Annotated in this window: 25 protein-coding genes; 14 read left to right on the top strand and 11 right to left on the bottom strand. The window is 66.7% G+C overall.

All coding sequences use genetic code 11. The annotated features are described in order from the left end of the window. Positions 1-58: 58 nt before the first annotated feature. Genes NDB2M1_RS19140 through bioB form a run of 4 tightly spaced genes read right to left on the bottom strand, consistent with a single transcriptional unit; the run spans position 59 to position 4,109 of the window. Positions 59-1,312: an adenosylmethionine--8-amino-7-oxononanoate transaminase gene (locus NDB2M1_RS19140; protein ID WP_072384379.1), complete on the bottom strand. Its 1,254-nt coding sequence runs from the start codon at positions 1,310-1,312 to the stop codon at positions 59-61. Continuing rightward, positions 1,309-1,929, bottom strand: a complete 621-nt coding sequence (gene bioD / locus NDB2M1_RS19135) for a dethiobiotin synthase (protein WP_072384378.1) — start codon at positions 1,927-1,929, stop codon at positions 1,309-1,311. Before bioD ends, NDB2M1_RS19140 begins: the two co-directional genes overlap by 4 nt. After that, entirely contained in the window at positions 1,926-3,050 is a 1,125-nt protein-coding gene (locus NDB2M1_RS19130; protein ID WP_072384377.1) for an 8-amino-7-oxononanoate synthase, read from the bottom strand. Before NDB2M1_RS19130 ends, bioD begins: the two co-directional genes overlap by 4 nt. A 3-nt stretch (positions 3,051-3,053) precedes the next feature. Beyond that, positions 3,054-4,109 (bottom strand): biotin synthase BioB, encoded by a 1,056-nt coding sequence (bioB, locus tag NDB2M1_RS19125; RefSeq protein ID WP_072384376.1) that lies wholly within the window; start codon positions 4,107-4,109, stop codon positions 3,054-3,056. Between the two features lie 273 nt (positions 4,110-4,382). On the opposite strand from bioB, the gene NDB2M1_RS19120 reads away from it, so the two are divergent. The 13 genes from NDB2M1_RS19120 (at position 4,383) to NDB2M1_RS19060 (ending at position 17,431) form a co-directional block, all read left to right on the top strand. After that, complete coding sequence (locus NDB2M1_RS19120; RefSeq protein WP_072384375.1) at positions 4,383-5,666, top strand: nucleotide sugar dehydrogenase; 1,284 nt, start codon at positions 4,383-4,385, stop codon at positions 5,664-5,666. A 35-nt stretch (positions 5,667-5,701) separates the two neighbouring features. After that, a complete protein-coding gene (locus NDB2M1_RS19115) occupies positions 5,702-6,733 on the top strand; it encodes an NAD-dependent epimerase (RefSeq protein WP_054121903.1) in 1,032 nt (343 codons plus the stop codon). A gap of 53 nt (positions 6,734-6,786) precedes the next feature. Continuing rightward, complete coding sequence (locus NDB2M1_RS19110) at positions 6,787-7,692, top strand: LysR family transcriptional regulator (RefSeq protein ID WP_072384374.1); 906 nt, start codon at positions 6,787-6,789, stop codon at positions 7,690-7,692. 70 nt (positions 7,693-7,762) lie between these two features. Continuing rightward, positions 7,763-8,185, top strand: coding sequence for an NAD(P)H-dependent oxidoreductase subunit E (locus NDB2M1_RS19105; RefSeq protein ID WP_072384690.1), 423 nt, complete (start codon positions 7,763-7,765; stop codon positions 8,183-8,185). Continuing rightward, complete coding sequence (locus NDB2M1_RS19100; protein WP_072384373.1) at positions 8,182-9,723, top strand: NADH-ubiquinone oxidoreductase-F iron-sulfur binding region domain-containing protein; 1,542 nt, start codon at positions 8,182-8,184, stop codon at positions 9,721-9,723. The genes NDB2M1_RS19105 and NDB2M1_RS19100 overlap by 4 nt, the downstream gene beginning before the upstream one ends. Positions 9,724-9,841: 118 nt before the next feature. Next, on the top strand, positions 9,842-10,372 hold the full coding sequence (locus tag NDB2M1_RS19095) for a molybdenum cofactor guanylyltransferase (RefSeq protein ID WP_253185957.1): 531 nt from the start codon (positions 9,842-9,844) through the stop codon (positions 10,370-10,372). Further along, positions 10,362-13,241, top strand: coding sequence for a formate dehydrogenase subunit alpha (gene fdhF, locus NDB2M1_RS19090; protein WP_072384372.1), 2,880 nt, complete (start codon positions 10,362-10,364; stop codon positions 13,239-13,241). Before NDB2M1_RS19095 ends, fdhF begins: the two co-directional genes overlap by 11 nt. Then, positions 13,238-13,462, top strand: a complete 225-nt coding sequence (locus NDB2M1_RS19085; protein ID WP_072384371.1) for a formate dehydrogenase subunit delta — start codon at positions 13,238-13,240, stop codon at positions 13,460-13,462. The genes fdhF and NDB2M1_RS19085 overlap by 4 nt, the downstream gene beginning before the upstream one ends. Further along, entirely contained in the window at positions 13,452-14,237 is a 786-nt protein-coding gene (gene fdhD / locus NDB2M1_RS19080) for a formate dehydrogenase accessory sulfurtransferase FdhD (RefSeq protein ID WP_072384370.1), read from the top strand. The genes NDB2M1_RS19085 and fdhD overlap by 11 nt, the downstream gene beginning before the upstream one ends. Positions 14,238-14,291: 54 nt before the next feature. Then, positions 14,292-15,035 carry a TonB family protein gene (locus NDB2M1_RS19075; RefSeq protein ID WP_253185956.1) on the top strand — a complete coding sequence of 248 codons (744 nt, stop codon included), beginning with the start codon at positions 14,292-14,294 and terminating at the stop codon, positions 15,033-15,035. Positions 15,036-15,136: 101 nt separating this feature from the next. Next, the gene (locus NDB2M1_RS19070; protein WP_072384369.1) at positions 15,137-16,177 is read left to right on the top strand and encodes a mannose-1-phosphate guanylyltransferase; all 1,041 of its coding nucleotides are present in this window, start codon (positions 15,137-15,139) and stop codon (positions 16,175-16,177) included. Next, entirely contained in the window at positions 16,174-16,977 is an 804-nt protein-coding gene (locus tag NDB2M1_RS19065; protein WP_072384368.1) for a class I mannose-6-phosphate isomerase, read from the top strand. The genes NDB2M1_RS19070 and NDB2M1_RS19065 overlap by 4 nt, the downstream gene beginning before the upstream one ends. After that, positions 16,967-17,431, top strand: coding sequence for a DUF2721 domain-containing protein (locus NDB2M1_RS19060; RefSeq protein WP_253185955.1), 465 nt, complete (start codon positions 16,967-16,969; stop codon positions 17,429-17,431). Before NDB2M1_RS19065 ends, NDB2M1_RS19060 begins: the two co-directional genes overlap by 11 nt. A gap of 100 nt (positions 17,432-17,531) precedes the next feature. Here the strand turns inward: NDB2M1_RS19060 and ribA are convergent, their stop codons facing one another. From ribA to ppk2, 5 genes are all read right to left on the bottom strand, one after another. Further along, positions 17,532-18,602: a GTP cyclohydrolase II gene (gene ribA, locus NDB2M1_RS19055; RefSeq protein ID WP_072384366.1), complete on the bottom strand. Its 1,071-nt coding sequence runs from the start codon at positions 18,600-18,602 to the stop codon at positions 17,532-17,534. After that, positions 18,599-19,402, bottom strand: a complete 804-nt coding sequence (locus NDB2M1_RS19050; RefSeq protein WP_072384365.1) for an exodeoxyribonuclease III — start codon at positions 19,400-19,402, stop codon at positions 18,599-18,601. Before NDB2M1_RS19050 ends, ribA begins: the two co-directional genes overlap by 4 nt. A 306-nt stretch (positions 19,403-19,708) precedes the next feature. Next, positions 19,709-20,383, bottom strand: a complete 675-nt coding sequence (locus NDB2M1_RS19045; protein ID WP_054121889.1) for a LolA family protein — start codon at positions 20,381-20,383, stop codon at positions 19,709-19,711. Between the two features lie 65 nt (positions 20,384-20,448). Beyond that, positions 20,449-20,616 (bottom strand): 50S ribosomal protein L33, encoded by a 168-nt coding sequence (gene rpmG, locus NDB2M1_RS19040; RefSeq protein ID WP_054121888.1) that lies wholly within the window; start codon positions 20,614-20,616, stop codon positions 20,449-20,451. 104 nt (positions 20,617-20,720) lie between these two features. After that, positions 20,721-21,455 (bottom strand): polyphosphate kinase 2, encoded by a 735-nt coding sequence (gene ppk2 / locus NDB2M1_RS19035; protein ID WP_253185989.1) that lies wholly within the window; start codon positions 21,453-21,455, stop codon positions 20,721-20,723. Between the two features lie 159 nt (positions 21,456-21,614). On the opposite strand from ppk2, the gene phhA reads away from it, so the two are divergent. After that, complete coding sequence (gene phhA / locus NDB2M1_RS19030; protein WP_072384363.1) at positions 21,615-22,553, top strand: phenylalanine 4-monooxygenase; 939 nt, start codon at positions 21,615-21,617, stop codon at positions 22,551-22,553. A gap of 236 nt (positions 22,554-22,789) precedes the next feature. Here the strand turns inward: phhA and NDB2M1_RS19025 are convergent, their stop codons facing one another. Together NDB2M1_RS19025 and NDB2M1_RS19020 are read right to left on the bottom strand one after the other, a co-directional pair. Beyond that, on the bottom strand, positions 22,790-23,602 hold the full coding sequence (locus tag NDB2M1_RS19025; RefSeq protein WP_072384362.1) for an undecaprenyl-diphosphate phosphatase: 813 nt from the start codon (positions 23,600-23,602) through the stop codon (positions 22,790-22,792). A 197-nt stretch (positions 23,603-23,799) separates the two neighbouring features. Beyond that, entirely contained in the window at positions 23,800-25,929 is a 2,130-nt protein-coding gene (locus NDB2M1_RS19020) for a M13 family metallopeptidase (RefSeq protein WP_072384361.1), read from the bottom strand. Between the last annotated feature and the right edge of the window lie 71 nt (positions 25,930-26,000).

Genomic DNA, 26,000 nt, shown 5'->3' with positions numbered 1-26,000 from the left:
CTTAAGCGGCCATTTTTGTGTGTTGCGCCAGTCTCGCCGAACGCTTGGGGGTTTGTCCTTAGGAAAAGACCGCGCGGACGCCCGTCTCGATCACGTCGCCGATCCGCGTGAGATCGGCGTCGTCGATGCAGTAGGGCGGCATCACGTAGATCGTGTTGCCGAGCGGACGCAGCAGCACGTCGGCCTCACGGAACAGCGTGAGCAGCCGCGGCGCGAGCGAGGACATGTAGCCGCCGTCCGGCACCTCCAGATCGAGCGCGGCGATCGTGCCGCAGCGGCGTGTGGCGGCGACGCCGGGGAGCATGGCGAGCCGGTCGAGCAAGGCCTGCTGCCGCGCGCCGAGGCCGGCCAGCCGCTCCAGCACCGGCTCTTCCTGCCAGATCGCGATGTTGGCGGCGGCGGCGGCACAGGCGATGGGGTTGGCGGTGTAGCTCGAGGAGTGGAAGAACATCTTCGCGCGGTCGGTCGACCAGTGTGCCATGAAGATCTCCTCGCGCGCCATGGTAACCGCCAGCGGCATCGAGCCCCCGGTGAGGCCCTTTGCGATGCACAGGATGTCGGGCACCACGCCCGCCTGTTCGCAGGCGAGCAGCGTGCCGGTGCGCCCCCAGCCGGTCATCACTTCGTCGGCGATCAGCAGCACCTCGTGGCGACGGCAGACCTCCGCCATCGCGGCGAGCAGCGCGGGCGGGTACATCAGCATGCCGCCCGCGCCGAGTACCAAGGGTTCGACGATGAACGCGGCAGGCGCCTCGCTGCAGGCGGCTTCCAATGCTTCGAGGGTGTTGGCGCCGTCACCCACCGGAAAGGGAATCGTGCCGACATCGAACAGCAGCGGCGCATAGGGCGCGTTGAACACCCCGCGCTCGCCCACCGACATCGCGCCGATGGTATCGCCATGATAGCTGTGTTCGAGCACGAGGATGCGCCCGCGCGGCCGTCCGGTATGCGCCCAGTAGCCCAGCGCCATCTTCAGCGCGACTTCGACCGAGGTCGAGCCGCTGTCCGAGAAGAACGCCCGCGTGAGCTCGTCGGGCATCATCGCCCGCAGTCCGGCGGCGACGCGTTCGGCGGGTGCATGGGTCCAGCCGGCAAAGATCAACTGGTCCAGCGCCCCCGCCTGTGCGCGGATCGCCTCTACGATGCGGGGATGGCAGTGGCCGTGCGTCGTCACCCACCAGGAGGAGATCGCGTCGATCACCCGCCGCCCGTCCGCCGTGTAGAGCGCGGCGCCTTGCGCGTGGGTGACGAGCGGGACGGGATCGCCCAGACCGTGCTGGGTGAACGGATGCCAGACGGGCGAGCCGCTCACGTGAAGTCTTCGAGGTTGAAGCCCCGGGCAAAGGCATCGGACAGCGTCTCAGGCGCCAGCGCGGGCAGCACCGGCAGGCGGCCGAGGCGGTGGACCTTGCCCATCTCGCAGATCGTCGCCTCGTTGTCCTCGTTCGCCTCGCCCACAAAGGCCACGCCGTGGATCGGCACGCGGCGGGCGCGCAGCGCCTCGATGGTGAGCAGGCTGTGGTTGATCGTGCCGAGGCTGGTGCGCGCGACAATGATCGTCAGCAGGCCCCATTCGGCGAAGACATCGGCGTAAGTCACTTCGCGGGTGAGCGGCACGAGCGCGCCGCCGGCACCTTCCACCACGAGCGGGCGGACCTCGGGCAGCACCAGCACATCGGGATCGATGGACACCCCATCAAGCTCCGCAGCGCGGTGCGGGGAGAGCGGTTCGGTCAGGCGATAGGCTTCGGGAATGATCCGCGCCGCGGGCACTGCGGCCAGCGATGCCACGCTGTCCTTGTCCGCCCCGTCGGCGAGGCCGGACTGCACCGGTTTCCAGTAATGGGCGCCCAGCGCTCCGGTCAGAGCAGCTGAAAACACCGTCTTGCCAATGCCGGTATCGGTTCCGGTCACAACAAACGCACTCATGCCAGCGCCTTTGCCAAGGCCTCGGCCAGCGCGTCAATATCCTGCGGGATAACGTTTTGTGTCAGCGAGATGCGCAGGCGGCTGGTGCCTGTGGGAACCGTCGGCGGGCGGATGCCGCGCACGTCGAAGCCTGCCTCCTGCAGCAGCGCGGCAACCGCCATGGTGCGCGCCTCGTCTCCGAGGATAAGGGGCATGATCTGCGTGCCGGTGACCTCGGCGCCCAGCGGTGCCAGCCGTTTCCCGGCATGGGCCGCCAGTGCCATCAAGCCGGTGCGGCGCTCGGGCTCATCGACCAGCATGCGCAGCGCCTCGCGCACGGCGGCGGCCATCAGCGGGGAGGGGGCGGTCGAGAAGATGAAGGGGCGGGCGCGGTTGACGAGGAAATCGCGCACGACGGAAGGGCCGCAGATCAGCGCGCCCTCACAGCCCAGCGCCTTGCCGCAGGTGCGCAGCACGACGGTATCGGCGCGCCCGTCGAGCGCAGCCGCAAGCCCGCGTCCGTCCGGCCCGAACACGCCGGTGGCGTGGGCCTCGTCGATCAGCATCACCGCTTCGTGCCGCTCCGCCAGCGCCGCAAGGTCCGCCAGCGGTGCGCGGTCGCCGTCCATCGAATAGAGGCTTTCGAAGGCGAGCCACGCCCGGCCCCTGCCGCCTGCGGTGCGCCAAGCGGTGATTGCATCGGCGAAACTCTGGACGTTGTTGTGCGCCGCCATGGCCTTGTCGGCTCTGGTCAGCGCCAGCCCCTCGTGCATCGAGGCATGGATCAGCGCATCGTAGACGACGAGGTCTCCGCGCTGCGGCAGGGTCGCCAGCAGCGCGACATTGGCGGCATAGCCCGACGAGAGGAAGAGCGTGCTTTCGCAGCTGAAGAACCGCGCCGCGTCCGCTTCCAGCGCCTCATGCTCGGGATCGTTGCCGCGCAGCAGCCGCGAACCGCCCGAGCCCATCGGCACCCCGCGCGCGATGGCCGCCTCCACCGCGCGCGCAAGGCGCGGCGCACCCGACATGCCGAGGTAGTCGTTCGAGGAGAAATCCCGCCCCCGCCGCAGGATCAGCTGCCGCCGCCGTCCGCGCGCCGCAAGGCTGTCCAGATCGGCGCGGTGGGCTTGCCAGATATCCATAGGCTACCGCCCGCAAGCCCTAGCCTTTTCCGCGCGCATGGGCTCCTCCGCTTCCATCGGCTTGAGCCCCAGCCGGGCGAAGAGCGCGGCATCGGCATCGTCGCCCGCGTTGGCGGCGGTGAGCAGTCGGTCGCCGGTGAAGATCGAGTTCGCCCCCGCCATGAAGCACAGCGCCTGCGCGGTCTCCGACATCGATTCGCGCCCCGCCGAGAGCCGCACCATCGAACGCGGCATGGTGATCCGGGCGACAGCGACCGTGCGCACGAACTCGATGTCATCGATCTTCGCAAGCGGGGTGTCGGCCAGCATGTCGCCCAGCACGGTGCCCTTGATCGGCACCAGCGCGTTCACCGGCACGCTTTCGGGATGGCGCTCCAGCGTCGCCAGCGCGTGGATGAAGCCGACCCGGTCGCTGCGCGTCTCGCCCATGCCGACGATCCCGCCCGAGCAGACGTTGATCCCCGCCTCGCGCACGCGGGAGAGCGTATCGATACGTTCCTCGAAGGTGCGCGTGGTGATGATCTCGCCATAGCGTTCGGGCGAGGTATCGATGTTGTGGTTGTAGTAGTCGAGCCCCGCCTCGGCGAGCTGCGCGGCCTGGCTCTCGCTCAGCATGCCCAGCGTCATGCAGGTTTCCATGCCCATCGCGCGCACGCCCTTCACCATGGCGATGATCGCGGGCATGTCGCGGTCCTTGGGGTTGCGCCACGCCGCGCCCATGCAGAAGCGCTTGGAGCCGGCATCGCGCGCCTGCGCGGCCGATTGCAGCACGGCCTGAACGTCCATCAGCTTGGTCGCCTCGACCCCGCTGTCCGCCTTCACCGATTGCGAACAATAGCCGCAGTCTTCCGGGCAGCCGCCGGTCTTGATCGAGAGCAGCGTGCACAGCTGCACTTCATCCGACCGGTGGTGCCGGCGATGCACTTCGGCGGCGCGGAAAACGAGTTCGGTAAACGGCAGGTCGAACAATGCCGCGATCTCATCCCGCGACCAATCGGTGCGCACGCCTTCGGGCCTACCTGCGGCATCGCGGGCAGGGATCGTCGCGGCTTGGGTCATGGGGCACTCCGTAAGACTGGTCGGGAAAAGAATCAGAGACTTGCCCCTAGCCGAGTTGAGCTGGCCTGACTGCCCCGAAAATAGGTCAGCCCATTTCACATCTGGAAACTGGGCAGTGCTCACTTGCTGTCGGGGCGCCCGGTCTTTGGAATTTTTTCACTTAACCGGTGCTACCAGCGGACACGAAACAAAGGGGCTTTGCGCCCCGCGTCGGTCGTCAGCCGGATGGTGCAGCGTCCGCATGACCAGGTTTGTGAGGCAGGCTTTTCCACTATGAAGGCGTTCGGCAAAATCGGTGTGATCGGGCTTGGCTATGTCGGCCTGCCGCTCGCGGTCTCGTTCGCGCGCAAGCACGATGTGGTGGGCTTCGATGTCAGCGAGCACCGCGTCTCCACGCTGCGCGCCGGGCATGACTATACCCACGAGATTTCGCACGAGGACCTGAAGGCTTCCACGCTCGCGATCACCTCGTCGATCGAGGATCTGCGCGGCTGCAGCATCCTCATCGTGACCTTGCCCACCCCGGTCGACGAAAGCCGCCGCCCCGATTTCTCCAACATCACCGCCTCTTGCGCCGCCATCGGCAAGATCATCGCGCCCGGAACGATCATCGTGTTCGAAAGCACCGTCTATCCCGGCGCGACCGAGGAAGTCTGCGCGCCGGTGATCGAGGCGGCCTCGGGTCTCAAGAGCGGCGAGGGCTTCAAGCTCGGCTACAGCCCCGAACGCATCAATCCGGGCGACAAGGCGCATCCGCTGGAAGCCATCGTCAAGGTCGTCGCCGGGCAGGACGCCGAGACGCTCGAGACACTGGCCCAGCTTTACGGCTCGGTGATCCACGCCGGCATTCACCGCGCCTCGTCGATCAAGGTGGCCGAAGCCGCCAAGGTGATCGAAAACACCCAGCGCGACATCAACATCGCGCTGATGAACGAGATCTCGAAGATCTGCGACCTCGTCGGCATCCGCACCAAGGAAGTGCTCGCGGCGGCGGGGACCAAGTGGAACTTCCTCAAGTTCTACCCCGGCCTCGTCGGCGGGCACTGCATCGGCGTCGATCCCTACTACCTTACCGCCAAGGCGGAGCAGATGGGATATCACCCCGAAGTGATCCTGTCGGGCCGCCGCATCAACGACAGCATGGGCAGCTACATCGCCCGGCGCGGGGTGAAGATGCTCGCGGCATCCGGCCACCCGCTGAAGGACGCGCGGATCGGCATCCTCGGCCTCACCTTCAAGGAAAACGTGCCGGATATCCGCAATTCGAAGGTGGATGATATCTACCGCGAACTGTGCGAATTCGGCATTGCGCCGCTGGTCCACGATCCGCTGGCGCACCCGGAGGCGACACAGCACGAATTCGGCATCGCGCTTTCGCCGATCGACGACTTCACCGGGCTCGACCTCCTCATCTACGCGGTCTCGCATGATCATTATGCGGCGCTGGGCGTCGACGCGATCCAGCGCATGGTGGCGCCGGGCGGTGCGCTGATCGACGTGAAGTCCGTGCTTGCGCCGCACGACCTGCGTGAAGACATCCGCTACTGGAGCCTCTAGGCTCTGGTCTGAATACGCGCGCGCCGGAGACTGACATGGCAATCCTCGTAACCGGCAATGCCGGCTTCATCGGCTTCCACACCGCCAAGACCCTGCTCGAACGCGGGGACGACGTGGTCGGCCTCGATGTCGTCAACGACTACTACGACCCCGCGATCAAGGAAGCGCGCCTCTCGATTCTCGAGGAGACCGCGCGGCGCACCAACGCGTCCTACACCTTCGTCCGCGCCAATCTGGCCGACCGCGCGGCGGTGGAGCGCACGTTTGCCGACAACGACATCCGCCGGGTGATCAACCTCGCCGCGCAGGCCGGGGTGCGCTATTCCATAGAGAACCCGCACGCCTACGTCGAAAGCAACATCATCGGCTTCACCAACATTCTCGAAGCCTGCCGCCATGGCGGGGTCGAGCATCTGGTCTATGCCTCGACCAGCAGCGTCTACGGCGCCAACCAGGCGATGCCGTTCAGCGAGCATGTCGGCGTCGATCACCCGCTTCAGTTCTACGCCGCGACCAAGAAGGCGAACGAGCTGATGGCGCACAGCTACAGCCATCTCTACCGCCTGCCGACGACGGGCCTGCGCTTCTTCACCGTCTACGGTCCGTGGGGCCGCCCGGACATGGCGCTGTTCCTCTTCGCGAAGAACATCATCGCGGGCAAGCCGATCGACGTGTTCAACTACGGCAACCACACGCGCGATTTCACCTTCGTGACCGATATCGTCGAAGGCGTGATCCGCGCCTGCGACAACCCCGCGCAGCCGAACCCCGACTGGGACGCGCACCGGCCCGATCCCGCGACGAGCAACGCGCCCTACCGGATCTACAACATCGGCAACAACAGCCCGGTCAAGCTGACCGAATATATCGAGGCGCTGGAAGAGGCGCTGGGCAAGAAGGCGATCCGCAACCTGCTGCCGCTGCAGGCGGGCGACGTGCCGGATACTTTCGCCGATGTCTCCGACCTCGAGCGCGAGCTGGGCTACAAGCCGGCGACCACGGTGAAGGAAGGCGTGGCGGCGTTCGTGGCGTGGTATCAGGACTACATGACGAAGTCTGCTGGCTGACGCCTGTACGCCGAGTGTGATAGGCGGTTCCTTTCAGAGGAGGCCGCCCGTCCATGCAGCTGCGCCACTTGCGTTATTTCGTCACGCTCGCGCGCGAGCGGCATTTCGCCAAGGCGGCGGCGGCCTGCGGCATTTCGCAGCCGACGCTCTCGGCGGGCCTCACCGCGCTGGAAGCCGAGTTCGGGCGGCGGCTGGTCGAGCGCGACCGCAGGTTTATCGGGCTGACCGAACATGGCGAGGCGATGCTGCCATGGGCCGAGCAGATCCTCGGCGCCGTGAGCGGCATGGCGAGCGCGGTCGCCGCCACCGCCGCGCCGCTGCGGGGCGAGTTCGGGCTGGCCGCGATTCCAGCCGCGCTGCCGCTCGTCGGCCTGTTGGGCGAGGCGTTGCTGGCGCAGAATCCGGGTATCACGCTGTCGGTCCGCTCGGCCACCTCGCGCGCGATCGAGCATGGGCTGCATGCGTTCGAAGTCGATGCGGGGCTGACCTATCTCGATCACGAGCCGCCTGCGAATGTCCTTGTCGTGCCGCTCTATGCCGAGCGCTACATGTTTCTGGTCGCGCGCGGCGGCGGGTTCGATGCGCACGAAGCCGTCAGCTGGAACGAAGCCTGCGCGCAGACCTTGTGCCTGCTCCATCAGGGCATGCAGTACCGCCGGATTCTCGATGAGCGGCTGGCGGCGCGGGGGCTGGCGGTCACCCCGCGCGCGACGGCGGACAGCCACTTCGCGCTGTTCGACATGGTGCGTTCGGGCGCTTTCGCGACAATCGTGCCCGATGGCTATGCGCGGTTGATGGCGGGGGTGGAATGGGCGCGGTTCCTGCCCTTTGACGCGCCGGAAGAAGCGCGGCGGGTGGGGCTGGTGGTGGTGAACCGCGATCCCTTGGGGCCGATGGCCCGCGCCGCGCTGGCAGCAGCCCGCGCGCTCGAGCCGGCGGGGCTGCAACCTCCGTTTTGATAGAGAAATTCTATCAATCATGCCATATTTCAATTTGACCTTCGATGCGGATTTCCCAAGGCTTTTTCGCATGACAGACCAAGACGAGCTCGATGGCATCCTCGCCGGCCATGCTGGCCGGGAGGGCGCGCTGCTGCCGATCCTGCACGATGTGCAGGCCGCGTTCGGCCATGTTTCGGAAGGCGCCATCCGGCATATCGCGCAGGCGCTGAACCTGACGCGGGCGGAAGTGCACGGCGTCGTCAGCTTCTACCACGATTTCCGTGAGGAGCCCGAGGCCCGCCCGGTGCTCAAGCTCTGCCGCGCCGAAAGCTGCCAGGCACGCGGCGTCGAGGCGCTGGTTGCTGCGCTGCCGGACAACCCGCGCGTGGCGGTCGAGACGGTCTACTGCCTCGGCCTTTGCAGCGTCGGCCCCGCCGCGATGGTCGGCCACGAGGTCCATGGGCGCCTCGATGCCGCCCGCCTTGGCGCGCTGGTGGAGAGCCTGGCATGACGGTCGTGCGCATTTCCGATGACGCCGCGGCGATTGCTTGCGGTGCCAATCCGGTAGTGGCTGCCTTCGTCGCCGCTGGTTGCACGGTTGAGCGCGTCTCCAGCTGGGGCATGCACTGGCTCGAACCCTTGGCCGAGATCAATGGCATGGGCTTCGGCCCGCTCACGCCCGACGATGTCGCGGCCGTGCTTGCCGGAACCAGCGACAAGGCGATCGGCGCCGTCGCCGAGCACCCCTTCATCGCCCGCCAGCAGCGCTTCACCTTCGCCCGCGCGGGGCGCACGCGCCCGCTCAGCCTCGACGACTACGCTGCGACCGGCGGGTGGGCGGGCCTCAAGCGCGCGCGCGAACTCGGCGGCGAAGCCACTATCGCCGAAGTCACCCAGTCCGGCCTGCGCGGTCGCGGCGGCGCGGGCTTCCCGGCGGGGATCAAGTGGACCACGGTCGCCAAGGCGGCGGGTCCGGTGAAATACATCGTCTGCAACGCCGACGAAGGCGACAGCGCCACGTTCGCCGATCGCATGGTGATGGAAGGCGATCCTTTCATGCTGATCGAAGGCATGGCGATCGCCGGCCACGCTGTCGGCGCGGGCAAGGGCTATATCTACGTCCGCAGCGAATACCCGCATGCCATCGCCAAGCTGAACGCGGCGATTGCGCTGGCGGTGCCCCATATCGCGCCGTTCGAGGTCGAAGTCCGCGTCGGTGCGGGGGCTTACGTTTGCGGCGAGGAAACTTCGCTGTTGAACTCGCTTGAGGGCAAGCGCGGCGAAGTGCGCGCCAAGCCGCCGCTCCCGGCGCTCGAAGGCCTGTTCGGCAAGCCGACCGTGGTCAACAACGTGCTGACGCTGGCCGCGGTGCCTTGGATTCTGGCTAACGGCGGCCAAGCCTACGCGGACGTCGGCTTCGGCCGTTCGCGCGGCACGATGCCGATCCAGCTTGCCGGGAACATCAAGCACGGCGGCCTGTTCGAAGTCGGCTTCGGGATCACGCTCGGCGAACTCGTCAACGAGATCGGCGGCGGCACGGCTTCGGGCCGTCCGGTCCGCGCGGTGCAGGTCGGCGGGCCGCTGGGCGCCTATCATCCGCCCGCCGATTTCCACCTGCCGTTCGATTACGAGGCGTTCGCTGCCGCCGATGGCCTGATCGGCCACGCCGGCCTCACCGTGTTCGACGAGACCGCGGACATGAGCGCGCAGGCCCGCTTCGCGATGAGCTTTTGCGCCGCCGAAAGCTGCGGCAAGTGCACCCCCTGCCGCATCGGCTCCACGCGCGGTGTTGAGCTGATCGACCGCATTCGCGCGCGTACCGGTCGCGCGGCCGACAAGGTCGAGGCGCTTCCCCAGATGCACAACGCGCGCAAGGCGCCGCGCACCTTGGCGGAGGATGTCACCCTGCTGGAAGACTTGTGCGAGACGATGAAGTTCGGCTCGCTCTGCGCGCTCGGCGGGTTCACGCCTTATCCGGTCCTCTCCGCGCTCAGGCACTGGCCGGAGGATTTCGGCATGGGCGCGCCCGAGCAGGAAGCCGCCGAGTGATCGGGCGTCGCGCCAGCATCCTTCGACAAGCTCAGGATGAGCGGGGTGGGGGTTTGGCTCCTTTCCTCAAACGCCAGGATCCGCTCGTGCTGAGCCTGTCGAAGCACGTTCGCGCAGCATGGCGGCAAGCATGATCCTCGGCGCGGTGCTTGCGGGCGGGCAGTCCTCGCGCTTTGGCAGCGACAAGGCGCTCGCCGCATTAGGCGGGCGCACCTTGCTGGAGCGTGCAGTCGCCTCGCTCGAAACGCAGTGCGATGGTGTGATCGTGGTCGGTCGCGGTGAAGTACCCGACCGCCCGTGTGCCGGAATGGGGCCACTGGGCGGGATCAACGCCGCGCTGCATCACGCGCATGCGCAGGGCTATGCCGAGGTGCTGACTTGCGGCGTCGATTGTGGCGGCCTTGCACCCGATACCATGGCAGAACTCACTCCCGCACCTGCCTACGTCGCCGACCAGCCGGTGATCGGGCTCTGGCCCGCCACCGCTGCCACCTCGCTCGACGCTTTCCTCGCCACCGATGCCAAGCACTCCATGCGCGCCTTTGCCGAGATGATCGGCGCGCGCCCGGTGACCCTTTCGGCGAAAACCGCTAATATCAACACGCGCGAAGACCTTGCGGCCGCGCAGGAGCATATCGATGGACTCTGAAATCTATCGCCCCCAGCCCGATCTCGGCACGCCGCCATCCCCGGCTGAACGCGCGGGCGCCGCAACGGTCACGCTGACCATTGACGGCCGCGAAGTCTCGGTCGCCCCCGGCACCACGGTCATGCGCGCGGCTGCCGTCTCCGGCGGCTCGATCCCCAAGCTCTGCGCGACCGACAGCGTCAAGCAGTTCGGCTCATGCCGCCTCTGCCTTGTCGAGATCGACGGGATGCGCGGCACGCCCGCCAGCTGCACCACGCTCGTCGCCGAGGGCATGAAGGTCCACACCCAGACCAAACGCCTCGAAAAGCTGCGGCGCGGGGTGATGGAGCTCTACATCTCCGACCACCCGCTCGATTGCCTCACCTGCAGCGCCAACAACGATTGCGAGCTGCAGGACCAGGCCGCTGCGGTAGGCCTTCGCGATGTGCGCTATGGCTATGAGGGGGAGAACCACCTGGCCCAGCCGATGGACATCACGAACCCCTATTTCGATTTCGATCCCTCCAAGTGCATCGTCTGTTCGCGCTGCGTGCGCGCCTGCGATGAAGTGCAAGGCACGCTCGCGCTCACCATCGAGAGCCGCGGTTTCGGCAGCAAGGTGAGCGCGGGGCTCGCCTCGGACAGCTTCCTTTCGTCCGAATGCGTCTCCTGCGGCGCCTGCGTGCAGGCCTGCCCGACTGCGACCCTGCAGGAAAAGGCCGTCAAGGAAATCGGCAAGCCCGAGCGCGCCACCGTCACCACTTGCGCCTATTGCGGCGTCGGCTGCACCTTCCGCGCCGAGACGCGCGGCGAGGAAGTCGTTCGCATGGTGCCGTGGAAGGACGGCAAGGCCAATCGCGGCCACTCCTGCGTCAAGGGCCGCTTCGCCTGGGGCTATGCCCAGCATCAGGAACGCGTGCTCTCGCCGATGATCCGCTCCTCGATCGACGAGCCGTGGCAGGAAGTGAGCTGGGAAGAAGCCATCGCCCACACCGCCAGCGAACTGAAGCGCATCTCCGCCAAGTATGGCCGCAATGCGCTGGGCGGCATCACCTCCAGCCGCTGCACCAATGAGGAAACCTTCCTCGTCCAGAAGCTGGTCCGCGCCGGGTTCGGCACCAACAACGTCGATACCTGCGCGCGGGTGTGTCACTCGCCGACGGGCTATGGCCTCAAGACCACCTTCGGCACGTCGGCGGGCACGCAGGACTTCGATTCGGTCGAGGACAGCGACGTGATCCTCGTGATCGGCGCGAACCCCACCGACGGTCACCCCGTCTTCGCCAGCCGGATGAAGCGCCGCCTCCGTCAGGGCGCCAAGCTGATCGTGATTGATCCGCGCCGCACCGATCTCGTCCGCAGCCCCCACATCAGCGCCGACTATCACCTGCCGCTGCGCCCCGGCACCAATGTCGCGGTGCTGACCGCGCTCGCCCACGTGATCGTCACCGAAGGTCTCGCTGATGAAGCTTTCGTCCGCGAACGCTGCGACTGGGAGGAATATCGCCACTGGGCCGATTTCGTCAGTCTTGAACGCAACAGCCCTGAGTTCCTCGAACCCGTGACCGGTGTTCCGGCAGCCGATCTACGCGGCGCGGCCCGCCTCTTCGCCACCGGCGGCAACGGCGCGATATATTATGGCCTCGGCGTCACCGAACACAGCCAGGGTTCCTCCACCGTCATGGCCATCGCCAACCTCGCCATGGCGACGGGCAACATCGGCCGCCGCGGCGTCGGCGTGAACCCGCTGCGCGGGCAGAACAATGTGCAGGGCGCCTGCGACATGGGCAGCTTCCCGCACGAACTCTCAGGGTATCGCCACGTCTCGGACCTCGCCACGCGCCAGCTGTTCGAGGCCGAATGGGGCGTGCGCATCGATCCGGAACCGGGCCTGCGCATCCCCAACATGCTCGATGCCGCGACCGACGGCCTGTTCAAGGCGATCTACATACAGGGCGAGGACATCCTCCAGTCCGACCCCGATACCAAGCACGTGGCGGCAGGCCTTGCCGCGATGGAATGCGTGATCGTGCAGGACCTGTTCCTCAACGAGACCGCCAACTACGCCCACGTTTTCCTGCCGGGCTCCACCTTCCTCGAAAAGAACGGCACTTTCACCAACGCCGAGCGCCGCATCCAGCCGGTGCGCAAGGTGATGGAACCGAAGAACGGCTACGAGGACTGGGAGATCACCCAGCTCATGGCACGGGCCATGGGCCTCGACTGGAACTACACCCACCCGCGCGAGATCATGGACGAGATCGCCCGCCTCACGCCGACGTTCGCGGGCGTCAGCTTCGCGCGGCTCGATGCCGAAGGCTCGCTGCAATGGCCGGTGAATGACGCGGCGCCAGATGGTTCGCCGATCATGCACATCGATGGTTTCGTGCGCGGCAAGGGCAAATTCGTGGTGACGGACTACGTGCCGACCGACGAGAAGACCGGCCCGCGCTTCCCGCTGCTCCTCACCACGGGCCGCATCCTCAGCCAGTACAATGTCGGCGCGCAGACCCGCCGCACCGCCAATGTCGTGTGGCACGAGGAAGACCTGCTTGAAATCCACCCGACCGACGCCGAGAATCGCGGCATCAAGTCGGGCGACTGGGTGCGCCTAGCCAGCCGCTCGGGCGAGACGACCCTGCGCGCGACCGTGACGGATCGCGTCGCGCCGGGCGTCGTCTACACCACCTTCCACCACCCGGCGACGCAGGCCAACGTCGTCACCACCGACTATTCGGACTGGGCTACCAATTGCCCCGAATACAAGGTGACCGCGGTGCAGATCACCCCCTCAAACGGCCCCAGCGACTGGCAGGAGGAATACGAAGCGCAGGCCACGCGCTCGCGGCGCATCAAGGGCCATGAAGGGGCGATGGAGCCCGCCGAATGAGCGCGCATACCACCGAAAAGCTGATCTACATGGCCAACCAGATCGCCCGGAACATGACGCATGATCCCGATCCGGTGGCGATGATCGCCGATCATATCCATGCGTTCTGGTCGCCGCGGATGAAGGCTGACGTGTTTGCCGTACTGGACGGCCCGCAAGGCGCCGCCCTCGATCCGGTGGCGCGTGCCGCGCTCGACCGGCTTGCGGCTCATGCCGGGTAAGGCCGCCCTCGCGCATACATTTGCCGAGCACTTTGCCGATGGCCGCGCGCCCGCCCCGCGCGAGCGGCTGCTCGCCATCGAAGCGCCCGTGGCGATCGAGATCAACGGTCTCGGCTATGCCGTGATGATGGCGACGCCGTCTGACCTTGCCGACTACGCGCTGGGTTTCTGCCTCTCCGAACAGCTGATCGCGTCTCCCTCGCAGCTCCTCTCTACCGAGGCGAACGAAGTCCCCGCCGGCGGCTGGATACTGCGTATCCAGCTCGCCGCCGATGATGCCGCCCCGCTGATGGAGCGCGTCCGCCTGCGCCTTGCCGAAGGGAGCTGCGGACTTTGCGGGATCGAAAGCCTCGAACAAGTGCTGCGCCCGTTGCCGCCGGTCGAGGGCAAGCTCGCTGTGGATGATGAAGCGATCTTCCGCGCCGTTGTGGCACTCCCGGCACTTCAGCCGCTGGGGCAAGCCACGCGCGCCGTCCATGCCGCCGCGTTCTGTGATCCCGACGGCACCGTGCGGCTGGTGCGCGAGGACGTCGGCCGCCACAACGCGTTCGACAAGCTGCTCGGCGCGATGGCGCAGGCTGGCCTCAATGCCGGGGATGGCTTCATCGTCCTCACCGCCCGCTGCAGCTTCGAACTGGTGCAGAAGGCGGTGGTTGCCGGCTGTCCGCTGCTGGTCACGATCTCGGCCGCTTCCACACTGGCGGCGGAGCAGGCCGCCGCGCACGGCTTGCGGCTCGTCTCGCTGGCGCGGGAAGACAGCTTTCTCGCTGACTGAGTTCATCGCCCGAGGGATTCCGGTGCGGCCCCGCTTCCACTAAGGTGCCAGCCGATGAGCGACATTCTGGCGAGCACCCGCTTTAGCGACCGCCCCGCGCTCAGCCGCAGGACCCGCCTCTGGCTGCTGCTGGCGGTTGCGCTGCTGCACGTGGGGCTTGGTTTCGCGATTCTCACCGGCCTCGCGAGCGGCGCGATCACGCTGATCCAGGATGCTGCAACAGCGGCGTATTCGGTCCCGCTCGATCCGCCAGCTCCGCCGCCACCGCCTGCCAATCCCGTCCCCACGCCGGAACCCGCCGGCGCCGAGGGCGCCGCTGCCAAACGCGCCAAGCCCAAGCCGGTCGCCGCGCCCCCCGCGCAGATCCCCAACAAGGCGATGGCCGCCGCGCCTGTCGCCTCGACCGGAGATGCCACCAAGTCCGGTGCCGCCGGTGCAGGCAGCGGCACCGGCGGTGGCAATGCGGGGGCGGGCACCGGAGCAGGCGGCAGTGGTGACGGCGCAGGATCGGGCGCCGGCCGTGCGGTCAAGATCGCGGGCGATATTACCGCCACGCGCGATTATCCCGCGCGCACCCGCAACCTTCGGCTGGGCAAGAGCGTTGTCGTCGTGCTCACCGTCGGCACCGATGGCCGTGTCCACGGTTGCCGCATCCACCAAGCCAGCCCGGACCCGGAAGCCGATGCCATCACCTGCCGTCTTGCTACCGAACGTTTCCGTTTTCGCCCTGCGACCGACCGCGCCGGTACTCCGATTGCATCCGAATTCGGCTGGCAACAACGATGGTTTGCGCCATAAGTGATGCAGTGCAACATTGCCGTGACATATACCTAGGTTATGGCAAAAGCGGGATCGGCGCCGCAGTCGGCTCGGTTCACAACCTAAGACACAGGAACCTGATGGATACGATTATTCCCGTTGTTCTGTGCGGCGGAAGCGGCACACGTCTCTGGCCGCGTTCGCGCAAGACCTGCCCCAAGCCGTTCCTGCCGCTGGTCGGCGATACCACGCTGTTCGAGGCGACCGTGCTGCGCTGCCCGGCCGAGGCCGGATTCGGCGCGCCGATCGTCGTAACCGGCACCGCGCATATCGAGCATGTCGAGGCACAGCTGCCCGATCCGGCGCACAGCACGGTGATCGTCGAACCCGAAGGCAAGAACACCGCCGCCGCCATCGCGCTCGCGGCGCTGCGCCTGCCCGAAGACGCGGTCATGCTGGTCTGCCCGAGCGACCACCACATCGGCGATGTCGAGGCCTTCCAGGCCGCCGCGCGCGAAGCGGCGGCGCTGGCCCGGGGCGGCTGGCTCGTCTCCTTCGGAATCGCGGCGACCGCGCCCGAGACCGGTTTCGGTTATCTGAGGCGCGGCGATGCCATCCCCGGCTCCGGCGGTTTCGCGGTGGCGCAGTTCGTCGAAAAGCCCGATCTCCAGCGCGCGATGGGCTTCCTGGCAGACGGCGGCTACGCCTGGAACGGCGGCATCTTCGCCTTCCGCGCCGGCACATTCCTTGCCGAACTGGCCGCCCATCGCCCCGCCTTGTTCGAAGCCGTACGCGCCGCGGTTGCCGAGGGCCGTGAGGACGGCATGCGCTTCCATCCGGATGCCGCCGCTTTCGCGCGGATCGAGGGCGAATCGGTCGACTATGCCGTGATGGAAAACACCGCCCACGCCGCGATGGTGCCTGCCGCGATGGCATGGTCCGATATCGGCAACTGGCAGGCGCTCCACGAAGCGCTCGATCGCGACGAGGGCGGCAACGCCGCGCGCGGGCGGGCGGAACTGGTCGATTGCACCAATGTTCTCGTCGACAGCGACGGCCCGCGCGTCTCGGTCATCGGGGCGAGTGACCTGATCGTCGTGGTCGACAAGGACGAAGTGCTCGTCTGCTCTGCCGCCGGGGCGCAGAAAGTGGGCAAGCTTGCGGGAGCCGTGAACCAATGAGCGAACTTGCCATCCGCACCGTCGAAAAGCCGTGGGGGCGCAGCCAGCTGCCCGCCCCGTTCATGGTGCCTTTCGGCAAGCGGATCGGCGAGATCTGGTTCGAGCCCGTCGAGGAGGTCTATTCGCTGCTCGTGAAGTACATCTTCACCAGCGAGAAGCTTTCGGTGCAGGTCCACCCCGATGACGCGCAGGCCAAGGATCTCGGTGAATACGATACGGGCAAGGAAGAGTGCTGGCTGGTGATTGACGCGGAGCCCGGCGCCACGCTCGGCATCGGCTTTCATGGCGAGCTGAGTGCCGACGCCATGCGCGCCGCAGCGCTCGATGGCAGCATCGAGGATCTGATGGTCTGGCATCCAGTGCAGGCGGGCGATTTCTTCTATATTCCGGCGGGCACGGTCCATGCCATCGGCGCCGGGGTCAGCCTGATCGAAATCCAGCAGAACTCGAACATCACCTACCGCCTCTACGACTATGGCCGCCCGCGTCGGCTGCATCTCGACAAGGGGATCGCAGTGGCGAAGGGTGAGCCCTATGCCGCCGCGCTTCATCGGCACCTTGCGCCGACCGGCACGGTGGAGCTGGCGCGCGGGCGCTATTTCACCGCACACCGGGTGGAAGGTGTGCCCGATGCCGCGCTGCTGGAGGAGTATGACGGCCCGCTGCTGGTGCTGCCCCGCCGCGGCGAGCTCGAATTGGGCCAGCAGGTCGTGCGTCCCGGCGAATGCGCTTATGCCGCTTCGGCGTCGGCGATCACCTTCAGCCCGGAAAGCCAGAGCATCCTTGTTCGTGCAGCCTGAGCACCCGGTCATGCTGGCGCAGACGATCCAGCTCGCGCTGGCGCCCGTCTTCGTGCTCGTCGCCATCGGCAACATCATGAACATCCTGACCGCCCGCCTTGCGCGGATGGTCGATCGTTCGCGCCACCTGCAGACGCTGCACGCCGGCACCAAGGGCAGCGAGCACGACGGCGTTGTGGCCGAAATGCGCGTCATCGACCGGCGCATCGCCCATATCGGCCGCGCGCTGCTGTGCCTTGTGATCAGCGGCCTCGCCATCGGCACGACCGTGGCGGCGCTGTTCCTGAGCGAGCTGGCAGGTGCAGATCTCGGCATCGTCATCGCCGCTACCTTCGTTCTCGCCATCGCGCTGCTGATGGTCGCGCTGGTGCTGCTGTTGCTTGAAACCCGGCTGGCGGCGAAAACCCTGCGCCTGCCGCCCGAACTCCTCGAACTCGAACGCGGCGACCTCTGATGCGCTAAAATAGGGACAGTCCCTGTTTATTGCGATCTATCACATTGAAAAAAAGGAAATAGCGCGTCGAGCTTCGATGTCTGAAAGATAGGGACTGTCCCTACCTTTTAAGCAGATGCCCTGTCCGGTCGCGCTTGGTATCGAGATAGCGCGCGTTGTGCGGGTTCGCCGGCAGCTGGTGCGCCACGCGTTCGGCCACCGTCACGCCCACGGCTTCCAGCGCGGCGACCTTGGCCGGGTTGTTGGTGAGCAGCCGCACCGCCCCCACGCCCAGCAGATCGAGCATCCGCGCCGCGACCGGGAAATCGCGCGCTTCGCTGGGCAGGCCCAGCCGTTCGTTGGCATCCACCGTATCGAAGCCCTGATCCTGCAGCTCATAGGCGCGCAGCTTGTTGATGAGGCCGATCCCGCGCCCTTCCTGCCTGAGGTAGAGCAGCAGGCCCCAGCCGCCCGCATTGGCTTCCTCCGCCATGCGCGCGAGCGCCGCATCAAGCTGCGGGCCGCAATCGCACTTGAGGCTGCCGAGCACGTCGCCCGTCAGGCATTCGCTGTGAAGCCGTACCAGCGGCACGTGATCCCCGCTCTGCGTGCCGATCACCAGCGCGACATGCTCGCGCAGGTCGTCGCGCGCGCGGAAGGCGATGATCTCGGCGTGCTCGCATGCATCGACCGGCAGCCGCGCGCGGGCCTGGATGGTGAGCTCCAGCGGGTCCTTGAACGCGGCAAGGTCATCCGCCGAAACCGTCGCCGCCGCTTCCACGCCGGTCGCCACCATGAACGCTGGCAGGATACCCGCCAGCCGTGCCAGCTCCATCGCCGCCACGGCCGCAGCCTGCGCCGGGCAGGGATCGGCGCGGAACGGCCCGCGCATCGGCTCGGCGAGATCGAGCGCCGGATCGGCCAAGGTGCGCGCGGCGTGGAGCGAGAAGGGCTCGGCGCCGTGGATCATCACCGGCATGTGCGGCGCGGCCGCATCGCGCTGGTTGGCGAGCTTGAGCGTGGCGGCGCGGGCATCGGAAATCAGCAGCCGCGCGGCGTAGAGCCCCGGCTGCACGAACGCCGTCTCCGCCGGGAGCAGATCGAGCGAACCATCCGCCGCCTCGACGCGGATCGCCCAGCCATGGCGCAGCGCATCGAGCGCGAGCGCCGCCGCGCGCGGATTTCCGCTCAAAGCGCGAACTCCGTGATCAGCGGCACGTGGTCGGAAGGCTGATCCCACTTGCGTGTCTCTTCGACAATGCGGTGCGCCGCCGACTTGTCCGCCAGCGCGGGAGAGGCCCACATGTGGTCAAGCCGCCGCCCCTGATCCTTGTCGCGCCAGTAGGAGCGGTAGGACCACCACGAATAGTTGCGCTGCGGCGCGGGGAGATGCTTGCGTCCCAGATCGACCCAGCCATGCGCCGCGCCGAATGCGCCGAGCGCGGCGACTTCCTGCGGCGTGTGGCTGACGACCTTGAGCAGCGCCTTGTGGTCATAGACATCGCAATCGAGCGGGGCGATGTTGAAGTCCCCCACGATCAAGGTCGGACGCTCGATCGCACCGGCCCACTGCGTCATCCGTTCGAGAAAGGCGAGCTTCTGGCCGAACTTGGGATTGGCCTCCGGGTCAGGGATGTCGCCGCCCGCCGGGATATAGACGTTCTCGAGGATCAGCCCGCCCTCCGGCGTCAGCACTTCCACGCCGACATGCCGCGCTTCGCCATTGGCCTGCCAGTCGTGGCGGTTCAGCTCGCGGATCGGCACGCGGCTGACGGTCGCGACACCGTGGTAGCCCTTCTGCCCATGCACCGCGCGGTGGGTGTAGCCCAGCTGCTCGAACACATCGTGCGGGAACAGCGATTCGGCCGTCTTGATCTCTTGCAGGCACAGCACGTCGGGCTGCTGCTCGGCGAGGAAACGGGCGACCTGATCGATGCGCAGCCGCACCGAATTGATGTTCCAGGTGGCGATGGAGAGGGTCGGGGAGGCCATGCGCGGGCTTTAGGAGCCTTGGCCAGCAGCGGCAAGCGGCGCGGCGGGCAAGCGCAGAACGAAAAAACCCTCGGACCGGGGGCATGGTCCGAGGGTTCCTTCTGCGTTCGTCACGCTGTCAGACGGCGGGGGATTGTGGACCGGGTAACAGGGGGGGGCGAACCCGGTCGGTGCCGTCTTGACCAGCCCTTTCTAGGATCGTTCCGCTTGCTGGCGGATGAACGGCCCCTTCAGGGTAGACCCAAAGTGGTCGCAAATTGTCGCAGGATCGTGACGGCATTTTGCACGGCTGCGACGAACCGATGCTTACTTGCGCCCGGACCCGCGCGGATCGGTCCAGCGGAAGGTGTTGGAGGGCAGCGCCACGCCATAGCGCTGATTCGTCAGCCGCACCGTGGTCCGCCGGTTCTGCGAATCGAGCGCGACCCAGCTGTTGAGCTCCCACCCGCCCGGTGCGCTCGGCTTCTTGAGCATGATCATCGTGATCGAGCCGTATTCCGGATGACGCGGATCGCGCACATCAAGGCTGATCACTTCGGAATGCCCGGTGGGATTGAGCGTGGCGAAGCGCGCGACGTCCTTGTTGGGATCGAGCAGCGCGCCTAGCGGGCTGTTCTTGATCGGCCAGCGCTGCACTTGCCGCACTTCGTAGTCGATCAGCGTGAGCGCAGACCCGTCAGAGACGATCAGCAGGGGAATGCCCGGCTGATACTGGAAGCGGATCTTGCCGGGGCGCTGCATGCTGAGCACGCCGGTCAGCCGCTGGCCGTTGCGGTCGGTCTGGACGAAATCGGCCTGCAGCGTGGTGATCGCGCGCAGCGCCGCGACCGCCTGCTCGACTTGCGGATCGATCGCAGTCGTTGGCGCCGCTGGCGGAGGCGCGGCAACAGAAACGACAGGCGCCGCCAACGCAAGAAGCGCGGCGGCGACAAACGGGCGGGAGGCGGCAAGCCGGCGGGCAAGGGAGAGCGTCATCGTCATCCCTATACCACTGCCGAAGGAGCATTGAACCCGGCGTGAACTATCTCGCCGCGGCCATGCGCCGCTTACTTGATCTTGGCTTCCTTGAACTCGACGTGCTTGCGCGCCACCGGGTCATACTTGCGGAACACCATCTTCTCGGTGGTGTTGCGCGGGTTCTTCTTCGTCACATAGAAGAAGCCGGTGTCGGCGGTCGAGACCAGGCGGATCTTGACGGTAGTGGGCTTGGCCATGACTTTATCCTGAAAACTAGCGTGCGCACGTCAAAAACGAATGCGGCGGCGCGTTGCCACGCCGCCAGACAGGCGCCGGTCGTTGTGAGCGAATCGCGCAAAAGTCAAGGGGCGGGATAGGGCTTCAGCGGTTTGATCACCCCGAAGTGCTCCTTTGCCAGCGGTTCGTCGAGTGGTGGCAGCGCGGGAACCTTCTGCTCGACGGGCCTCACCGGCAGCCGATCCAGCAAATCGCGCACCAGCGTCAGCCGCCCCCGGCGCTGGTCGTTGAAATCGACCAGAGTCCACGGCGCATGTTTGCTGTGAGTCGCCTCCAGCATAGCCTCGCGCGCCTTGGTGTAGTCGCGGTACTTGCCGCGCGCCGCTACATCGATCGGGGAAATCTTCCACTGCTTGGCGGGATCCTCGTGCCGCTCGGCCAGCCGTTCCTCCTGCTCTTCCTGATCGCAGGTGAGCCAGTACTTGAACAGCAGCAGCCCGTCCTCGACCAGCAGCTTCTCGAACTTCGGCGCGGCGTCGAGGAAGGCCTCGACTTGCGCGTCGGTGGCAAAACCCATCACTTTCTCGACGCCGGCGCGGTTGTACCAGCTGCGGTCGAACAGCACGATCTCGCCGCCAGCGGGCAGGTGCGGGACATAGCGCTGGAAGTACCACTGCGTCTTCTCGCGCTCGGTCGGCGCAGGGAGGGCGGCGGTGCGCACCTGCCGGGGATTGAGCTTCTGCGAGATCGCATGGATCGCGCCGGTCTTGCCCGCCGTGTCGCGCCCCTCAAGGATCACGAGGATGCGCGCGCCGCACTGGCTCGCCCAGCCCGCCATCGCGGTGAGTTCGCCCTGCATGCCCTCGAGCGCTTCCTCGTAGTCCTTCCGGCCCAGCTCGTCCTTGCTCACGCGGTATCCTCTCGCTTTGCGAGGGCAGACTGTCGCAGGCCTGCCGCTTTGGCAATCGCCGCCCGTTGCAAGGAACAGCCGCAAGCGCTACAAGTTGCAATTGAAACCATGTCGGACCTTGTCGAACTCGCAGCCGATTTCACGCGGCTCCCCGATCTGCCGGACGGTGTCTTTACCGCGCCGCTGCAGCGCCCGCCCCATGTCGGCGAGGATTGGCTGGAGCCGCACCAGACCGACTACAGCGCGGATGACCACCGCGTGTGGGACGATCTCTTCGCCCGCCAGATGCAGGTCCTGCCCGGCCGCGCGGCGACCGCGTTCCTCAAAGGACTGGAGCGGCTCGATCTCGGCCGCGGCGGCGTGCCCGATTTCGCCCGGCTATCCGCCGAACTCGGCGCACTGACCGGCTGGAGCGTCGTGCCGGTGCCGATGCTGATTCCCGATCACGTGTTCTTCTGGCACCTCGCCAACCGGCGCTTCCCGGCGGGCAACTTCATTCGCTCGCGCGAATGCTTCGACTACATCGAGGAGCCGGACGTCTTCCACGACGTGTTCGGTCACGTGCCGATGCTCACCGACCCGGTGTTTGCCGACTACATGCAGGAATATGGCCGCGCCGGGTGGAAGGCGATGCGCTACAACCGCCTGAAGGCATTGGGCGCGCTCTATTGGTACACAGTGGAGTTCGGCCTGATCATGGAGGCCGAGGGGCTCCGGGCCTATGGCGCCGGCATCCTTTCCGGGCCCACCGAGGCCGTTTTCGCACTGGAAGCGCAGTCCCCCAACCGCATCATGCTCCACGTCGACCGGGTGATGCGCACCGACTACGCAATCGACGATCTCCAGCCGACCTACTTCGTGATCGAGAGCTTCGCCGATCTCTACCGCCAGACCGTCGAGCGCGATTTCGACCGGCTCTATCGCGGGCTCGGCGCGAGCTTCACCTATGCCGGCAGCGCGGTGATTGATGTCGATGATGTGCTCCACCGAGGCACGCTGGAATACCATCTACGCGGTGGGCGGGGGAGCGGGGCTTCGCCGGTTTAGATATTGCGGTGCGTGTCGGCTTTCGCCCAGTTGCGGACATCACGGCTTACCATCGCCACCAAAAACCCACCGTCACCCCGTGCTTGACACGGGGTTTGGCTGTTCTTTTAACGCCCGGCCTGAAAGGAAAAGCCAAGGCCCGTGTCAAGCACGGGCCGACGGGCAGTGTGCTGGTGGAATTGTCCGCTAACCATCCAGTTCTCGCCGTTCACACCAGTACGGCTACCCCTAGAAACTCACACCCACAGCAACCACGCCAGCCCCAGCACCCCGAGCACAATCCGGTAGGCGGCAAACGGCGTGAAGCCGCGCTTGCTGACGTAGCCGATGAAGAACTTGATCACGACCAGCGAAACAAGGAACGAGACCACCGAGCCGATCGCGATTTCCTTCATGCCGACCGGGCCCGCGCCTGCCGAAAGCTCGTGCCGGTGGTCCCACAGCTGCTTCACCGTCGCGCCCAGCATCGTCGGCACCGCAAGGAAGAAGCTGAACTCGGCCGCCGTCTTGCGGTTCTCGCCCATCACCAGCGCGCCCATGATCGTTGCACCCGAGCGCGAGACGCCGGGGATCACCGCGATGCACTGCATCATGCCGATGCGGATCGCCTGCGCCAGCGGCATCTGGCCCACCGGCCGGTAGGTCTGGTGCGAGACCAGCCGCTCCACCGCGATGATCGCAAAGCCGCCGAGGATCAGCGCGATGCAGACCACGACCGGGTTTTCGAGCAGCAGGTCGATGCGCGACTTGAACAGCACGCCGACGATGGCCGCCGGAATGAACGCGGCCAGCACATTGCGCACGAAGGCAATCGATTCGCGCGATCCGCGCAGCGCGCCCATGGCAACGTCCATGAAGGTGCGCCAATAGAGCACCACCACCGCCATGACCGCCGGCAGCTGGATCACCACGTTGAACACTTCCCACGTCTTCGCGTCATAGCCGAACAGCTCCGACGCCAGAATCAGGTGCCCGGTCGAGGAGACGGGGATGAACTCGGTAAGCCCCTCGACAATGCCGAGCAGAATGGCGGTGATGGTCGTATCCATGGCGCGCAGGGGTCGCCGCAGCGCAGCATTCTGTCAAGCGTGTGTGCGATTTAAACTTTTGTCATCTCGGTGGTTTGGCGTTTGCCCACCTCCAACCCCTCCCGCAAGCGGGAGGGGAGCCTGTAGTGCCGTCTTCCCCCCTCCCGCTTGCGGGAGGGGCCGGGGGTGGGCAGGTGGGCAGGCGGCCTAAAGTCTCACTAGATCCGCACGCGGTCCTTGGGCGCGAGGTAGAGCTTGTCGCCGGGCTTGACCTTGAACGCTGCATACCAGGGATCGAAATTGCGCACGACCGCGTTGACCCGCGCTTCGGCCAGCGAATGCGGATCGGTCTTGAGCAGCTGGCGGGCAAACGCCTCGCGCAGCTTCCAGCGCCACGACTGTGCATAGGAGAGGAAGAAGCGCTGGTCGCCGGTCAGCCCGTCGATCACCGGCGCGGGCTTGCCGCCCAGCGATAGCTTGTAGGCGGCATAGGCCATCGAAAGCCCGGCCAGATCGCCAATGTTCTCGCCCAGCGTCAGCTTGCCGTTGTGGCAGGTCTTGCCGCCGTCATAGGGGCAGACCTTGTCGTACTGCGCGGCAAGCTTCGCCCCGAGCTTGTCGAAGGTCTTGCGGTCGGCCGGCGTCCACCAGTCCTTGAGCGCGCCAGTGCCGTCATAGCGCGAGCCCTCGTCGTCGAACCCGTGGCCGATCTCATGGCCGATGGTCGCGCCCACCGCGCCGTAGTTCACCGCCGCGTCGGCCTTCGGGTTGAAGTAGGGCGGCTGGAGATAGGCGGCCGGAAACACGATCTCGTTCGCGGTCGGCTGGTAATAGGCGTTCACCGTCTGCGGGGTCATCAGCCACTTGGTCTTGTCGACCGGCTTGCCGAGCTCGCTCAGATCGTCCTGCCAGTGCCAGCGCGCTGCCTCGATGGCGTTGGCCAGCGGCTGGTCGGGCTTGATCGACATGCCGTCATAGGTCTTGAACTTGTCGGGATAGCCGATCTTCACCGTGAAGGCGTCGAGCTTGGCGAGAGCCGCCTTGCGCGTCGCCGGGCTCATCCACGCCAGCGTCTTGAGCTTGCCGGCCAGCGCGGCACGCAAGTTGCTGACGAGCGTGACCATCGCCGCCTTGCTCGAAGGCGGGAAGTGCTGCTCGACATAGGCCTTGCCGATGCCTTCGCCCATCTGGCCCTGCACGCTGGAGAGCGCGCGCTGCCAGCGCTGGCGGTCGCGCTCGCGGCCCTGCAGCGTCTTGCCGTAGAACGCAAAGCGCGCGTCATCGACATCGCTTGGCAGCACCGAGGCGTAATTCATCAGGAAATGCGCGGCGGTCCACGCCTGCAAGGTCGCGATGTCTTCCTCGCCGAGCAGCTTGATCAGCGCCGGAATGCCGCCGCCGAGCTTGGCGAGGTCGTCCTTGGTCAGGCCGAGCCTGGCGATCTTGTCCGCGCTCGGCGGGATCTCGCCCACGAACACCGAGCTCGCCTTGCCCAGCCCCGAGCCATCGAGCAGCGCCGCCACCGGGAACGGTCCGCCCATCGCGATCAGCTCCTCGCGCGAGACGCGGTTGGTGGTGAGCAGCGGATTGCGCTGCAGCGCCTTGTCCCAATCGAGCACCGCGATCTTGCGCTCGAAGTCATAGACCTTGGCCGCCATGCCGGCTGCGTCGGCATAGCCGGCCTTGCCCAGCATGAAGGTCAGCAGCTCGCGGTACTTGCCCTGCAGCTCGCGGTTGCGCTCATTGTCGACGAGGTAATAGTCGCGGTCGGGCAGGCCGAGCCCGCCGAGATCGCTGTAGGCGGCGTTGACGCCCGGGTTCTCGGCATCGATCTGCACCGAAAAGCTGAGCGGCGAGGGGAAGCCGGGCGCGGCGAACAGCGCGGCGAGATCGGCGCAGGTGTTTGCGGCCTTGATCCGGTCGAGATAGGTCTGCGCGGGGGCCATGCCAGCAGCGTCGATGGCCGGGCGGTCAAGGAATGCCTTGTAGCTGTCGGCGATGCGCTGGCTGTCGCTCCCCGGTGCCTGCGGCACTGCGGCAAGGCCCTGGACGATGTCCTTCACGGCCTGTTCCGCACTCAGTGTGAGCGCCAGCGCCACCCCGCTGTAGGGATACTGCGGCGGGATCGCTTCGCTGCGGTCCCACTTGCCGTTCATGTAGGCGAAGAAGTCGTCGCCCGGCTTCACCGCCTTGTCGATCTGCTCGGGATCGAGCCCCCAGCCGCCGAACGTCGGGATGCGGTAGCTGTCGATCTCGGCGGATGCGGCCGTATCGGCGTGGGCGGCGGTGGAAAGCGCGAGCACGAACAGCGAGGCGGCGGAAATCGCGCCCTTGACGTGTTTCAGCATGACTCAGGAAGTTCCCATCGGTTGCAGATGTACCTAATTGGGACACTAGTCATCGGTCGGCGCTTGTCCAG

Origin of the sequence: Novosphingobium sp. NDB2Meth1, assembly GCF_900117425.1 — a bacterium.
In the GTDB taxonomy this organism is placed as follows: Bacteria; Pseudomonadota; Alphaproteobacteria; order Sphingomonadales; family Sphingomonadaceae; genus Novosphingobium.
Note: the sequence above shows the minus strand (reverse complement) of the source record. Positions and strands in the feature narration are given on the sequence as shown.

Bases quoted from the DNA above. Each gene is read 5' to 3' on its own strand.
- NDB2M1_RS19100 (WP_072384373.1), top strand. From the start codon at position 8,182: ATGACGGTCGTGCGCATTTCCGATGACGCCGCGGCGATTGCTTGCGGT.
- NDB2M1_RS19065 (WP_072384368.1), top strand. From the start codon at position 16,174: ATGAGCGAACTTGCCATCCGCACCGTCGAAAAGCCGTGGGGGCGCAGC.
- NDB2M1_RS19050 (WP_072384365.1), bottom strand. From the start codon at position 19,402: ATGGCCTCCCCGACCCTCTCCATCGCCACCTGGAACATCAATTCGGTG.
- fdhD (WP_072384370.1), top strand. From the start codon at position 13,452: ATGCCGGGTAAGGCCGCCCTCGCGCATACATTTGCCGAGCACTTTGCC.
- NDB2M1_RS19045 (WP_054121889.1), bottom strand. From the start codon at position 20,383: ATGACGATGACGCTCTCCCTTGCCCGCCGGCTTGCCGCCTCCCGCCCG.
- NDB2M1_RS19110 (WP_072384374.1), top strand. From the start codon at position 6,787: ATGCAGCTGCGCCACTTGCGTTATTTCGTCACGCTCGCGCGCGAGCGG.
- NDB2M1_RS19115 (WP_054121903.1), top strand. From the start codon at position 5,702: ATGGCAATCCTCGTAACCGGCAATGCCGGCTTCATCGGCTTCCACACC.
- NDB2M1_RS19105 (WP_072384690.1), top strand. From the start codon at position 7,763: ATGACAGACCAAGACGAGCTCGATGGCATCCTCGCCGGCCATGCTGGC.
- bioB (WP_072384376.1), bottom strand. From the start codon at position 4,109: ATGACCCAAGCCGCGACGATCCCTGCCCGCGATGCCGCAGGTAGGCCC.
- fdhF (WP_072384372.1), top strand. From the start codon at position 10,362: ATGGACTCTGAAATCTATCGCCCCCAGCCCGATCTCGGCACGCCGCCA.
- NDB2M1_RS19020 (WP_072384361.1), bottom strand. From the start codon at position 25,929: ATGCTGAAACACGTCAAGGGCGCGATTTCCGCCGCCTCGCTGTTCGTG.
- NDB2M1_RS19025 (WP_072384362.1), bottom strand. From the start codon at position 23,602: ATGGATACGACCATCACCGCCATTCTGCTCGGCATTGTCGAGGGGCTT.
- NDB2M1_RS19095 (WP_253185957.1), top strand. From the start codon at position 9,842: ATGGCGGCAAGCATGATCCTCGGCGCGGTGCTTGCGGGCGGGCAGTCC.
- NDB2M1_RS19075 (WP_253185956.1), top strand. From the start codon at position 14,292: ATGAGCGACATTCTGGCGAGCACCCGCTTTAGCGACCGCCCCGCGCTC.
- ppk2 (WP_253185989.1), bottom strand. From the start codon at position 21,455: ATGCAGGGCGAACTCACCGCGATGGCGGGCTGGGCGAGCCAGTGCGGC.
- NDB2M1_RS19130 (WP_072384377.1), bottom strand. From the start codon at position 3,050: ATGGATATCTGGCAAGCCCACCGCGCCGATCTGGACAGCCTTGCGGCG.
- NDB2M1_RS19070 (WP_072384369.1), top strand. From the start codon at position 15,137: ATGGATACGATTATTCCCGTTGTTCTGTGCGGCGGAAGCGGCACACGT.
- phhA (WP_072384363.1), top strand. From the start codon at position 21,615: ATGTCGGACCTTGTCGAACTCGCAGCCGATTTCACGCGGCTCCCCGAT.
- rpmG (WP_054121888.1), bottom strand. From the start codon at position 20,616: ATGGCCAAGCCCACTACCGTCAAGATCCGCCTGGTCTCGACCGCCGAC.
- NDB2M1_RS19085 (WP_072384371.1), top strand. From the start codon at position 13,238: ATGAGCGCGCATACCACCGAAAAGCTGATCTACATGGCCAACCAGATC.
- NDB2M1_RS19120 (WP_072384375.1), top strand. From the start codon at position 4,383: ATGAAGGCGTTCGGCAAAATCGGTGTGATCGGGCTTGGCTATGTCGGC.
- bioD (WP_072384378.1), bottom strand. From the start codon at position 1,929: ATGAGTGCGTTTGTTGTGACCGGAACCGATACCGGCATTGGCAAGACG.